Annotated in this window: 12 protein-coding genes; 10 read left to right on the top strand and 2 right to left on the bottom strand. The window is 71.6% G+C overall.

What is annotated here, in order from left to right; genetic code table 11:
- Position 1 precedes the first annotated feature (1 nt).
- Positions 2 to 628 carry an HAD family hydrolase gene (locus K6T13_RS08990; RefSeq protein ID WP_283247959.1) on the top strand — a complete coding sequence of 209 codons (627 nt, stop codon included), beginning with the start codon at positions 2 to 4 and terminating at the stop codon, positions 626 to 628.
- 8 nt (positions 629 to 636) lie between these two features.
- On the opposite strand, the gene K6T13_RS08995 is transcribed toward K6T13_RS08990, so the two are convergent.
- A complete protein-coding gene (locus K6T13_RS08995; RefSeq protein WP_222894261.1) occupies positions 637 to 1,524 on the bottom strand; it encodes a RecB family exonuclease in 888 nt (295 codons plus the stop codon).
- Positions 1,525 to 1,594: 70 nt separating this feature from the next.
- Between K6T13_RS08995 and K6T13_RS09000 the strand changes: the two genes are divergently transcribed.
- From K6T13_RS09000 to K6T13_RS09015, 4 genes are all read left to right on the top strand, one after another.
- Complete coding sequence (locus K6T13_RS09000) at positions 1,595 to 2,764, top strand: site-2 protease family protein (RefSeq protein WP_249423688.1); 1,170 nt, start codon at positions 1,595 to 1,597, stop codon at positions 2,762 to 2,764.
- Positions 2,757 to 3,725 (top strand): tRNA (adenine-N1)-methyltransferase, encoded by a 969-nt coding sequence (locus K6T13_RS09005; RefSeq protein ID WP_283247915.1) that lies wholly within the window; start codon positions 2,757 to 2,759, stop codon positions 3,723 to 3,725. Before K6T13_RS09000 ends, K6T13_RS09005 begins: the two co-directional genes overlap by 8 nt.
- A 95-nt stretch (positions 3,726 to 3,820) precedes the next feature.
- Positions 3,821 to 5,587, top strand: a complete 1,767-nt coding sequence (gene arc / locus K6T13_RS09010; RefSeq protein ID WP_222894262.1) for a proteasome ATPase — start codon at positions 3,821 to 3,823, stop codon at positions 5,585 to 5,587.
- A 7-nt stretch (positions 5,588 to 5,594) separates the two neighbouring features.
- Complete coding sequence (locus K6T13_RS09015; RefSeq protein WP_222894263.1) at positions 5,595 to 5,960, top strand: hypothetical protein; 366 nt, start codon at positions 5,595 to 5,597, stop codon at positions 5,958 to 5,960.
- 83 nt (positions 5,961 to 6,043) lie between these two features.
- Here K6T13_RS09015 and K6T13_RS09020 read toward each other — a convergent pair whose 3' ends face one another.
- Complete coding sequence (locus K6T13_RS09020) at positions 6,044 to 6,790, bottom strand: sulfotransferase (protein WP_222894264.1); 747 nt, start codon at positions 6,788 to 6,790, stop codon at positions 6,044 to 6,046.
- 145 nt (positions 6,791 to 6,935) lie between these two features.
- Here K6T13_RS09020 and dop point away from each other — a divergent pair, with 145 nt between their 5' ends.
- Genes dop through pafA form a run of 5 tightly spaced genes read left to right on the top strand, consistent with a single transcriptional unit; the run spans position 6,936 to position 11,844 of the window.
- Complete coding sequence (dop, locus tag K6T13_RS09025; RefSeq protein WP_222894265.1) at positions 6,936 to 8,444, top strand: depupylase/deamidase Dop; 1,509 nt, start codon at positions 6,936 to 6,938, stop codon at positions 8,442 to 8,444.
- Positions 8,445 to 8,470: 26 nt separating this feature from the next.
- Positions 8,471 to 8,674, top strand: coding sequence for a ubiquitin-like protein Pup (locus K6T13_RS09030; RefSeq protein WP_222894266.1), 204 nt, complete (start codon positions 8,471 to 8,473; stop codon positions 8,672 to 8,674).
- Positions 8,671 to 9,525 (top strand): proteasome subunit beta, encoded by an 855-nt coding sequence (prcB, locus tag K6T13_RS09035; protein WP_222894267.1) that lies wholly within the window; start codon positions 8,671 to 8,673, stop codon positions 9,523 to 9,525. The genes K6T13_RS09030 and prcB overlap by 4 nt, the downstream gene beginning before the upstream one ends.
- The gene (gene prcA / locus K6T13_RS09040; protein ID WP_222894268.1) at positions 9,522 to 10,424 is read left to right on the top strand and encodes a proteasome subunit alpha; all 903 of its coding nucleotides are present in this window, start codon (positions 9,522 to 9,524) and stop codon (positions 10,422 to 10,424) included. Before prcB ends, prcA begins: the two co-directional genes overlap by 4 nt.
- 58 nt (positions 10,425 to 10,482) lie before the next feature.
- Positions 10,483 to 11,844, top strand: coding sequence for a Pup--protein ligase (pafA, locus tag K6T13_RS09045; RefSeq protein ID WP_222894269.1), 1,362 nt, complete (start codon positions 10,483 to 10,485; stop codon positions 11,842 to 11,844).
- The last annotated feature ends 72 nt before the right edge of the window (positions 11,845 to 11,916 follow it).

The raw sequence follows: 11,916 nt of genomic DNA on the forward strand, positions 1-11,916 counted from the left end.
CGTGTTGTGGGACATGGACGGCACACTCGTCGACACCGAGCCCTACTGGATCGAGGCGGAGTTCGAGCTCGCCGAGCACCACGGCGGGACGTGGTCGCGGGAGCACGCCCTCGAGCTCGTGGGCAACGACCTGCTCGACTCGGGCCGCTACATCCGCGAGCACATGGGCATCGACCTCGAACCCGCGGAGATCGTGGAGCGGTTGCTCGACGGCGTCGTGCAGCGGGTCGAGAAGGCGGTCCCGTGGCGGCCCGGCGCGCGGGAGCTCCTCTCGCGGCTGGCGGCGGCCGGAGTCCCGTGCGCGCTCGTCACCATGTCGTACCGCCGCTTCGTGGACCCTGTCCTGGCAGCGCTGCCCGAGGCGACCTTCGCCGAGGTGGTGACCGGCGACGCGGTCTCCCACGGCAAGCCGCACCCCGAGCCCTACCTGCGAGCCGCGAGGGCGCTCGGCGTCGAGCCGGACAGCTGTGTCGCGATCGAGGACTCCAACACGGGGGCCAGGTCGGCGGAGACCGCCGGCTGCCGGGTGCTCGTGGTCCCGAACCACGTTCCGGTGCTCGACGGGCCGCGCCGGACCTTCCGCACGACGCTGGCCGACGTCACCGTGGCCGACCTCGCACGGCTCTGAGGAGTCGCTCAGTCCACGTCGTCGGCGGTCAGCTCGCCCGGGTCCGCGGGCGCCGCGGACGGCAGCGGAGGCGGCGTACCCCCGAACTCGGGGCACAGCGACTGGAAGGAGCACCAGTCACACAGCTTCGACCGCCGCGGCCGCCAGTCGCCGGTCTCGGTGGCGCGCTGGATCGCAGCCCAGATGGCCTCGACCTTGCGCTCGGTGGCCAGCAGGTCCTGCTCGTCGGGCTCGTAGCGCACCAGCTCCCCGCTGCCGAGGTAGACCAGCTGCAGCACCGTCGGCACGACGCCCTGCGTGCGCCAGAGCGCGAGGGCGTAGAACTTCATCTGGAAGAGCGCCTTCGCCTCCCAGCCCGGAGCGGGGGCTCGCCCCGACTTGTAGTCGACGACGCGCATCCGGCCGTCGGGGGCGATGTCGAGACGGTCGACGAAGCCCCGGAGCAGGAGCCGGGAGTCGAGGAGCGCCTCGACGTAGAGCTCGCGCTCGGCGGGCTCGAGGCGGCGCGGGTCCTCCAGGGAGAAGTAGCGCTCGAGCACGCTGCGGGAGCCGGCCAGCCAGTCGACGACGTCGTCACCGCCCTCGGGGAACATCTCGGCGAGCTCGGGCTCGGCCGCGAGCAGCTGCTCCCAGGCCGGCGCGAGCATGTCGGCCGCCCGCTCTGGGGTGCGCTGCCCCGCCGGGAGGTCGAAGAGGTCCTCGAGGACCTTGTGGACGAGCGTCCCCCGGACCGCCAGCGGGCTCGACGGCTCCGGCAGCCGGTCGAGGGTGCGGTAGCGGTAGAGCAGCGGACAGGTCATGAAGTCGCCGGCCCGGCTCGGTGAGAGCGCACCGAGCACGTCCACGCCGTCGACGGGCGTCGACAACGGGGTCGCGGGAGAGTCCTTCACGGGCATGTCCTCAGCCTAGGTGAGGGCGCCGACAGCGGTGCCGGGCGACGCGCAGGGGTCGGATAGCCTCGATGGTGTGAACGACAGCCCCGGCCCGCGTCCCGGTCACCGTTCGGGCCCGGCGCCCGAGCGTCCGCCGGGCACGCTGCGGATCGGCACGATCGCGGGCAGCGACGTGCTGGTCACCTCCTCCTGGTTCCTGGTCGCCGCACTGATCGCGGTCCTCATCGCGCCGGGCGTCGAGCGCGAGGTGCCGGGACTCGGGGTCTGGAAGTACGTCGCCGGGCTGGCGTTCGCCGTGCTCCTCTATCTCTCGGTGCTGATGCACGAGGCCTCGCACGCCGTCATGGCGCGTCACTACGGGTTCCCCGTCAGCTCCATCACGCTCCACTTCCTGGGCGGCATGACCGCCATCGAGGGAGAGGCCCGCCGCCCCCGCGAGGAGTTCATGATCGCCGTGGTGGGGCCGTTGACCTCCATCGGCGTCGGCGCGGGAGCCCTGGCCCTGTGGTTCGTCGTCCCCGACGGGCTGCTCAAGCTGGCCACGGGCGGTCTCGTGGTGGCCAACCTGCTCGTGGGCGTGCTCAACCTCGTGCCCGGGCTGCCGCTGGACGGCGGTCGCGTGCTCAAGGCGGGCGTCTGGAAGCTCACCGGGGACCCCCACCGCGGCACGCTCGCCGCGGGGTGGGGCGGTCGCGTCGTGGCGCTCCTCGTCCTGTGCTGGCCGCTGGCGATGCCGCTGCTCGGCTTCGAGCCGGACGTCATCGACCTGGTGCTGGTGTTCGTGATCGCGCTGTTCCTGTGGACCGGTGCCAGCGCCGCCCTGACCTCCACGCGCCTGCGTCGCCGGTTGCCCGCCCTGGTCGCCCGTGACCTGGCCCGCCGCACGATCGCCGTGCCCGACGACCTGCCGCTCGCCGAGGCCGTACGCCGGGCGCAGCAGGCGCAGGCCGGCAGCATCGTGACGGTCACGTCCTCAGGACGGCCCGTGGGCCTGGTCAGCGAGACCGCCCTCGTGGCGACGCCGGAGGAGCGGCGTCCCTGGGTCTCGGTCTCCACCGTCAGCCGCACCCTCGACGAGGGGTTGCGGCTGCCCGTGACCCTCCACGGCGAGGAGCTGGTCCGCGCGCTGACGCAGACCCGGGCCGACGAGTACCTCCTCGAGGAGGACGACGGCCGCATCTACGGCGTCCTCGTGACCGCCGACGTCGACCGCGCCTTCCGCGAGGCGGGCGCCCGTGGCTGACGAGACGGCCACGGGCCCGGCACCCGACGTCCCCGCCGAGGCCTGGTCGGGGGTCCACCGCGGGCCGCTGCGCGAGGGGGAGTGGGTCAGGCTCACCGACGCGAAGGGCCGACGCCACAACATCTGCCTCGAGGCAGGCAGGCGCTTCTTCTCGAACAAGGGCCACCTCGAGCACGACGCCCTGATCGGGCGCGAGGAGGGGTTCGCCGTGACCTCGTCGGCCGGCGGTCAGTACCTCGTCTTCCGGCCCCTGCTCTCGGAGTTCGTGGTGTCGATGCCGCGTGGGGCCGCGGTCGTCTACCCCAAGGACGCCGCCCAGATCGTCGCCATGGCCGACATCTTCCCCGGGGCGGACGTCGTCGAGGCGGGTGTCGGCTCGGGGGCCCTGACCTGCTCGCTGCTGCGCGCCGTCGGTCCCCACGGTCGAGTCCTCTCCTACGAGCGGCGCGAGGAGTTCGCCGACGTCGCCCGGGCCAACGTGCGGCAGTTCTTCTCCGGCGACCACCCTGCGTGGCAGCTCACCCTGGGCGACCTCGCCGAGGAGCTGCCCGCCTCGGGGGAGCGGGTCGACCGCGTGATCCTCGACATGCTCGCGCCGTGGGAGTGCGTCGAGGCGGCGGCCGACGCCCTCCGACCGGGCGGCATCATCTGCGGCTACGTCGCCACCACGACCCAGCTCTCGCGTCTCGTCGAGACCCTGCGGGCCCACGGCACCTTCACGGAGCCTGCGGTCTGGGAGTCGCTCGTCCGCGACTGGCACGTGGAGGGCCTCGCGGTGCGTCCCGGGCACAAGATGCAGGGTCACACCGCCTTCCTGGTGACCGCGCGACGCATGGCTCCCGGCGAGCGCCCACCGGCCCGGAAGAGGCGTCCGGCGCCGGGCGCCTACGGTCCCGACTACACCGGTCCCCGCCCGGCCGACGTGCCCCCGCCGGACCCGACGGAGGCGTCGGAGGACTGAGGACAGGCCGTTCCGAATTTGTGACCACCTGTGCTGGTGTCCCGCCTTCCCTGCTGCACGGCCGCGGGTAGTGTCATCTGCGGGAGGTGACGTCGATGTCGTCCACCGAAGGAGTTCCCAGCCCCGGCGGTCGTACGCCCGAGGAGCTGGCCAACCAGGTGCGCTTCCTGGAGGCCGAGGTCACCGACCTCCGCCGCCGCCTCGGAGACGCCCCGGGCCACTCCCGCGGGCTCGAGCTGAGGCTCGCCGACACCCAGCGGTCCCTGGCCGCGGTCACCGCGCAGAACGAGCGCCTCGCCCAGACGTTGCGCGAGGCCCGTGACCAGATCACCAAGCTCAAGGAGGAGGTCGACCGGCTCGCCCAGCCGCCTGCCGGGTTCGGCACCTTCCTCACCCGCAACGACGACGACACCGTCGACGTGTTCACCGGCGGTCGCAAGCTCCGGGTGACAGCCAGCCCCAACGTCGAGCTCGACGAGCTGGTGCGGGGCCAGGAGGTCATGCTCAACGAGGCCCTCAACGTCGTGGCCGCGCTCGACTTCGAGGAGGTCGGCGAGGTCGTGATGTTCAAGGAGCTGCTCGCCGACGGCGACCGTGCCCTGGTGATCGCCAACGCCGACGAGGAGCGGGTGGTGCGCCTGGCCGAGCCGCTGCGCGACATCACCCTGCGCGCCGGCGACTCCTTGCTGCTCGACGGCCGGGCGGCGTACGCCTATGAGCGGGTGCCCAAGTCGGAGGTCGAGGAGCTGGTCCTCGAGGAGGTCCCCGACATCGAGTACGGCTCGATCGGCGGGCTCATGGGTCAGATCGACCAGATCCGCGACGCCGTCGAGCTGCCCTACCTCCATCCCGAGCTGTTCCTCGAGCACCAGCTCAAGGCCCCCAAGGGTGTGCTGCTCTACGGCCCGCCGGGGTGCGGCAAGACCCTGATCGCCAAGGCGGTCGCCAACTCGCTGGCCAAGCAGGTCGCGGCCAAGACCGGGGCCAACGGCGGCGAGGCCGGCAAGTCCTACTTCCTCAACATCAAGGGCCCCGAGCTGCTCAACAAGTACGTCGGTGAGACCGAGCGCCACATCCGGCTGGTCTTCCAGCGGGCCCGCGAGAAGGCCAGCCACGGCACCCCCGTCATCGTGTTCTTCGACGAGATGGACTCCCTGTTCCGCACCCGCGGCTCCGGGGTGTCCTCCGACGTCGAGAACACCATCGTCCCGCAGCTGCTCAGCGAGATCGACGGCGTCGAGGCGCTGGAGAACGTGCTGGTCATCGGCGCCTCCAACCGGCCCGACATGATCGACCCTGCGATCCTGCGCCCGGGACGCCTCGACGTGAAGATCAAGATCGAGCGGCCCGACGCCGAGTCCGCGCGCGACATCTTCTCCAAGTACCTCGTCCCCGACCTGCCGCTGGACGCCGACGACCTGTCCGAGTTCGGCGGCGATCCGGTGGCCACCTCGGGCGCGATGATCCAGCGCACCGTGGAGCGGATCTACGCGGAGTCGGAGGAGAACCAGTTCCTCGAGGTCACCTACGCCAACGGCGACAAGGAGATCCTCTACTTCAAGGACTTCAACTCCGGCGCGATGATCCAGAACATCGTCGACCGCGCCAAGAAGATGGCCATCAAGGACTTCCTCGAGCACGGCCGGCGGGGCATCTCGGTCAACCACCTGACCCAGGCATGCCTCGACGAGTTCAAGGAGAACGAGGACCTGCCCAACACCACCAACCCCGACGACTGGGCGCAGATCGCCGGCAAGAAGGGCGAGCGGATCGTGTTCATCCGCACGCTGATCACCGGCAAGCAGGGCACGCAGCCGGGCCGCTCCATCGACACCGTCGCCAGCACCGGCCAGTACCTCTGAGGCCGTCGTGGCCGGGGAGTCGGAGCTCGAGCGCACCGAGCTCGAGGCGGTGCTGGAGACGCGTGCCGAGCTCGGACCGGCCTACGACGCCGCGCTCGTCGACTCCTTCGCGGACCGGGTGGAGGCGGTCGTCGCGACCCGCGTGGCCCAGCAGGTCTCCTCACGCCCGGCGGAGGCGCCGACCCACGGCTCCGCGGGCTCGCGGCAGCTCGCCCTGGGCATCGTCACCGGCGCCTTCGGCATCCCCGTGACCGCGATCAGCCTGGCGGTCCCCGAGGGCGAGGCGACCGGCCTGCTGGCCATGGTCGTCGGCTGGGCCGGGCTGGTCGGGATCAACGTCGCTCACGCCGTCCAGACGCGCCGGAGCGGCTGACGTGCCACTCGTCCAGCTCGCCATCGCCGCCGCCGTCATCGGGCTCCTGCTGCTCCTGGCCTGGTGGGCCAGCCGGCGTTGAGTCAGTAGGAGTGCCGCGTGGCCAGGACCTCGCGGAGCCGCTCCTCGTCGTAGGCCTCGCCCAGCCAGTCCATCAGCGGACGCAGGGCGGCGGGGTCCGCCACGTAGTCGTCGTACCGGACGTGGAAGGCGGCCTCGCCCAGGGACTCCCGCAGCTCCAGCAGCCGTGCCTCGACGGCCTCGAGCCGCTCCCGCGCTCCCGGGTCGTCGGCCCACCACCGGCTCTGCGCGACGTCGTCGAGGGAGCGGGTGTTGACGACGAAGCGGGCGCCCGGGAAGACCTTGCGCAGCCACGTCACGTACGCCGCGACGTCCTCGTCGTCCCAGCGGATCTCCTTGAAGCCGGTGACGCGAGTGCCGGGCTCGGGTCGCAACAGGGTGTCGAGAGCCAGCGCCCGGATCCCGGCGAGGCTGCGCCGCACCGGGAACTCGTCGATGCCGTAGTAGGCGTCGGTCGGCGGGTGACCGCCAGGCGGCAGCCCCCGACGCTCGCGGCCGGTCCGCTGCCGGTCGCGCTCCCGGACGGCGGTGCGGTGGAACTCCCACAGGTGGCGCATCGCCTGCCGGTTCTCGCCCCGCACGAGGTAGCCGGGCAGGGAGTTGAGCACGCCCTGGAGCAGCGTCGACCCCGAGCGCCCGTAGGTGACGATGAAGACGTAGCGGTAGTCGGGCTGTGGCCTCGACCGCTCGAGCCCGAGACGCCGCAGCAGCCGGCCGGCGACGCGGCGGGGCGACGGTCGGTCGGACATGGAGACCTCCTGGAGGGGCTGGCGGCGCGCCATTCAAGCACGGGCGAGCCGGCCGGCGTACCCACACCGGCCCGCCCCTGCGTGGGGGCCGGATGGCATGGGCGGGGCGGGGACAGGGCTCCCGCCGCCCGCGTACGCTCGTGGCATGAGCGTCCGCCGCGTGATGGGAACCGAGGTCGAGTACGGCATCTCGGTGCAGGGCCAGCCCCTGGCCAACCCGATGGTGGCCTCCTCGCAGGTGGTCAACGCCTACGCCTCGGCCACGGCCAAGGCCCGGCGGGCGCGCTGGGACTTCGAGGAGGAGTCGCCGTTGCGCGACGCCCGCGGCTTCGACATGTCCCGTCAGGTGGCGGACCCCTCGCAGCTGACCGACGAGGACCTCGGCCTCGCCAACGTCATCCTGACCAACGGCGCCCGGCTCTACGTCGACCACGCCCACCCGGAGTACTCCACCCCCGAGGTCACGACCCCGCTCGACCTGGTGCGGTGGGACAAGGCGGGGGAGCTGGTCATGCTCGACGCCGCCCGCCGGGCCGCCCAGCTGCCTGGCGGGAACCAGATCAACCTCTACAAGAACAACACCGACAACAAGGGAGCGTCCTACGGCGCCCACGAGAACTACCTGATGCGCCGGAGCACCCCGTTCGGCGACATCGTGCGACACCTGACACCGTTCTTCGTCTCCCGCCAGGTCGTGTGCGGCGCCGGTCGGGTCGGCATCGGCCAGGACGGCCGGGAGCACGGCTTCCAGATCAGCCAGCGCGCCGACTACTTCGAGGTGGAGGTCGGTCTCGAGACGACCCTCAAGCGGCCGATCATCAACACCCGTGACGAGCCGCACGCCGACCCCGAGCGCTACCGGCGGCTCCACGTGATCCTCGGCGACGCCAACCTCGCCGAGATCTCGACCTACCTCAAGGTCGGCACCACGGCGCTGGTGCTGGCCATGATCGAGGACGGGTTCATCGACCGGGAGCTCACCGTCGAGGGCTCGGTCTCGGCCCTGCGGGCGGTCTCCCACGACCCCACACTTCGTCACCACGTCACGCTGACCGACGGCCGCAAGCTGACCGCCGTGCAGCTGCAGCTCGAGTACCTCGACCTGGCCCGCAAGTTCGTCGAGGACCGGCTGGGCAGCGACGCCGACCCGCAGACCCTGGACGTCCTCGAGCGCTGGGAGTCGGTGCTCGACCGGCTCGAGCGCGACCCCATGGAGTGCTCGACCGAGCTTGACTGGGTGGCCAAGCTGCGCCTGCTGGAGCACTACCGCGACCGCGACGGCCTCGGCTGGGAGGACGCCAAGCTGCAGCTCATCGACGTCCAGTACTCCGACGTGCGCCCCGAGAAGGGGCTCTACCACAAGCTGGTGGACATGGGGCGGATCGAGCGCCTGCTCGACGGCGGCTCGGTGGAGCGCGCGATGCACGACCCGCCCCACGACACCCGCGCCTACTTCCGCGGCCGCTGCCTGGAGAAGTACGCCGAGCACGTCGCCGCGGCGTCGTGGGACTCGGTCATCTTCGACCTGCCGGGACGCGAGTCGCTCCAGCGGGTTCCGACCATCGACCCCCTGCGCGGCACCCGCGCCAGTGTCGGGGACCTGATCGACGGCTGCGACACCGCCGAGGCTTTGTTCGCCGCTCTCACCAGCTGATGGGCTGGAGTGGATAAGGTCGACCCATGGCACAGGAGCGAAAGACCCCGTCCCGGAAGTCCGCGGAGTCCAAGGACAACCAGGAGGCTCCGGAGCTCGAGTCCGACGTCAGCGAGCGCAAGGAGGCACTCGACGACGACGTCGACGCGATCCTCGACGAGATCGACGACCTGCTCGAGACCAACGCCGAGGACTTCGTGAAGTCGTTCATCCAGAAGGGCGGCGAATGAGCCTCGACCCCCGCCTCCCGGCCGCCTACCTGCAGCCGGGCACCTCCTCGTTCGCCGACTTCCTCTCCACCGCCGCCCCGGACCTGCTCCCGTCGCGTCGCTCCGTGCCCCAGGGCCACGCCGGTGACCTGGCGCCCCACGCCACCACGATCGTCGCCGCCACCTACCCCGGCGGGGTCGTGATGGCGGGCGACCGACGCGCCACCATGGGCAACGTCATCGCCCAGCGCGACATCGAGAAGGTCTTCCCGGCCGACGAGTTCTCCGCTGTCGGCATCGCCGGGACCGCCGGCCTCGCCGTGGAGCTCGTCCGCCTGTTCCAGACCGAGCTCGAGCACTACGAGAAGATCGAGGGCACCACGCTGTCGATGGACGGCAAGGCCAACCGGCTCGCGGCGCTGATCCGCTCCAACCTCGGCCTCGCCATGCAGGGGCTGGCGGTCGTCCCGCTCTTCGCCGGCTTCGACCTGACCGGTGAGCAGGGCCGGATCTTCAGCTACGACCTGACCGGCGGCCGCTACGAGGAGACCGCGTTCCACGCGGTCGGCTCGGGCTCGCTGTTCGCCCGCGGCTCGCTGAAGAAGCTCTACCGCGACGACCTCTCCGAGACCGACGCGGTCACGGTCGTCGTCCAGGCGCTCTACGACGCCGCCGACGACGACTCCGCGACCGGCGGGCCGGACCTGACCCGTCGGATCTTCCCGGTGGTCCACGTGATCACCGCCGACGGCGGTCGCCGGATGCCCGACGACGAGGTGGCCGAGATCGCCGACCGCATGATCGCCGGCCGGATGACCCGGCCCGACGGTCCGGCGGCACCGCCGCTGACCCAGGGAGGTGACGCCCGATGAGCATGCCCTTCTACGTCTCGCCCGAGCAGCTGATGAAGGACCGCGCCGACTTCGCTCGGAAGGGCATCGGCCGGGGCCGCTCCGTCGTGGCGGTGCAGTACGCCGACGGTGTCCTGTTCGCCTCCGAGAACCCCTCCCAGGCGCTCCACAAGGTCTCGGAGATCTACGACCGCATCGCCTTCGCCGCGGTGGGCCGCTACAACGAGTTCGAGAACCTGCGGATCGCCGGGGTCCGCCTCGCCGACATGCGCGGCTACGCCTACGACCGGCGCGACGTCACGGGTCGGGGGCTGGCCAACGCCTACGCGCAGACGCTCGGCACGATCTTCTCCAGCGGGGGCGAGAAGCCCTACGAGGTAGAGATCTTCGTCGCGGAGGTGGGGGAGGGCCCCGCCGACGACCAGATCTACCGGCTCACCTACGACGGCCAGGTCGCCGACGAGCACGGCTACGCCGTCATGGGTGGCGACGCCGAGACGGTGGCTGGCTACCTCGCCGACCACTACCGCGACGGTGCCTCGCTCGACGACGCCCTGCACGCCGCCGTCGCGGCGCTGGGCCACTCCGAGTCCGGCGACCGGGTGGTGCCGGTCGACGACCTGGAGGTCGCGGTGCTCGACCGCACCCGCAGCCAGCCGCGGAAGTTCTCGCGGCTGCGACCGGACCGACTCCGCTCCCTCCTCGCCGACCGCGGTCCCGAGGAGCAGCGGCCGCCGACGAGTCCCGACACTGGCGGTGAGGCGGCTGGTGCGGCGCCGGGTGAGGCGGTCGCGCCGCCCCCGCTGGGCCCGTCCGGCGACGACGCACCGGTCGCGCCGCCCCGCGACGACGCCGAGCCGCCGATCGCGCCGCCCGACCCCGACGGGCCACCGACCGATCCGGGCGACCCGCTGAGCTGACGGCCCCACACCGGTCGATTGCCGGTGGGGGCGTTGCCTGCGCCACTAGGCTGAGGGGGTGGACCGGCGGATCTTCGGCATCGAGAACGAGTACGGCGTCACGTGCACGTTCCGCGGTCAGCGCCGCCTGAGCCCCGACGAGGTCGCCCGCTACCTGTTCCGCAAGGTCGTGAGCTGGGGTCGCTCCAGCAACGTCTTCCTCCGCAACGGGGCGCGGCTCTACCTCGACGTGGGCAGCCACCCGGAGTACGCCACCCCTGAGTGCGACGACGTCGCCGAGCTCGTGGCGCACGACAAGGCGGGGGAGCGGGTCCTCGAGGGACTGCTGCTCGACGCCGAGCAGCGGCTCCACGACGAGGGGATCGCTGGCGAGATCTACTTGTTCAAGAACAACACCGACTCCGCCGGCAACTCCTACGGCTGCCACGAGAACTACCTGGTGAGCCGGGCCGGGGAGTTCGGGCGGCTCGCCGACGTGCTCATCCCGTTCCTGGTGACGCGGCAGGTCGTCGTAGGGGCGGGCAAGGTCACCCAGACCCCGCGGGGCGCCTCCTACGCGGTCAGCCAGCGTGCCGAGCACATCTGGGAGGGGGTCAGCAGCGCGACCACCCGGAGCCGGCCGATCATCAACACCCGCGACGAGCCGCACGCCGACGCCGAGCGCTACCGGCGGCTCCACGTCATCGTCGGCGACTCCAACATGAGTGAGACCACGACGCTGCTCAAGGTCGCGAGCTGCGACCTCGTGCTGCGGATGATCGAGGAGGGCGTGGTCATGCGCGACCTCACCCTCGAGAACCCGATCCGCGCGATCCGCGAGATCAGCCACGACGTGACCGGTCGGCGCAAGGTGCGTCTGGCCAACGGGCGGGAGGCGAGCGCCCTCGACATCCAGCAGGAGTACCTCGGCAAGGCCCGTGACTTCGTCGACCGCCGCCAGATCTCCACGCCGGTGATCGAGCGCACCCTCGACCTGTGGGAACGGGGCCTGAAGGCGATCGAGGCCGACGACCTCGGACTGGTCGACCGCGAGATCGACTGGGTCATCAAGTGGAAGCTGATCGAGCGCTACCGCGCAAAGCACGGGCTGCCGCTCGGCCACCCGCGCATCGCCCAGCTGGACCTCGCCTACCACGACATCCACCGCGACCGCGGCCTCTACTACCTGCTGGAGAAGCGGGGAGCGGTCGCCCGCGTGACCAACGACCTGACCGTCTTCCAGGCCAAGTCCGTCCCGCCCCAGACGACGCGGGCCCGCTTGCGCGGCGAGTTCATCCGCAAGGCGCAGGAGCGGCGGCGCGACTTCACCGTCGACTGGGTGCACCTCAAGCTCAACGACCAGGCGCAGCGCACGGTCCTGTGCAAGGACCCCTTCCGTGCCTACGACGAGCGGGTGCAGCGACTGATCGACGGGATGTGAGCCGGTGCCGGGGACTCTCAGGGTCCCCGGCTAGGGTGTCCGCGGCCCATCCACGAGCCCGGAGGATCCCCC

Origin of the sequence: Nocardioides coralli (assembly GCF_019880385.1) — a bacterium.
GTDB lineage: Bacteria > Actinomycetota > Actinomycetes > Propionibacteriales > Nocardioidaceae > Nocardioides > Nocardioides coralli.

What these genes read in the sequence shown, in the direction of transcription:
- arc (WP_222894262.1), top strand. Translation starts at nt 3,821, where the DNA reads ATGTCGTCCACCGAAGGAGTTCCCAGCCCCGGCGGTCGTACGCCCGAG.
- prcB (WP_222894267.1), top strand. Translation starts at nt 8,671, where the DNA reads ATGAGCCTCGACCCCCGCCTCCCGGCCGCCTACCTGCAGCCGGGCACC.
- K6T13_RS09020 (WP_222894264.1), bottom strand. Translation starts at nt 6,790, where the DNA reads ATGTCCGACCGACCGTCGCCCCGCCGCGTCGCCGGCCGGCTGCTGCGG.
- dop (WP_222894265.1), top strand. Translation starts at nt 6,936, where the DNA reads ATGAGCGTCCGCCGCGTGATGGGAACCGAGGTCGAGTACGGCATCTCG.
- K6T13_RS09030 (WP_222894266.1), top strand. Translation starts at nt 8,471, where the DNA reads ATGGCACAGGAGCGAAAGACCCCGTCCCGGAAGTCCGCGGAGTCCAAG.
- K6T13_RS08995 (WP_222894261.1), bottom strand. Translation starts at nt 1,524, where the DNA reads ATGCCCGTGAAGGACTCTCCCGCGACCCCGTTGTCGACGCCCGTCGAC.
- prcA (WP_222894268.1), top strand. Translation starts at nt 9,522, where the DNA reads ATGAGCATGCCCTTCTACGTCTCGCCCGAGCAGCTGATGAAGGACCGC.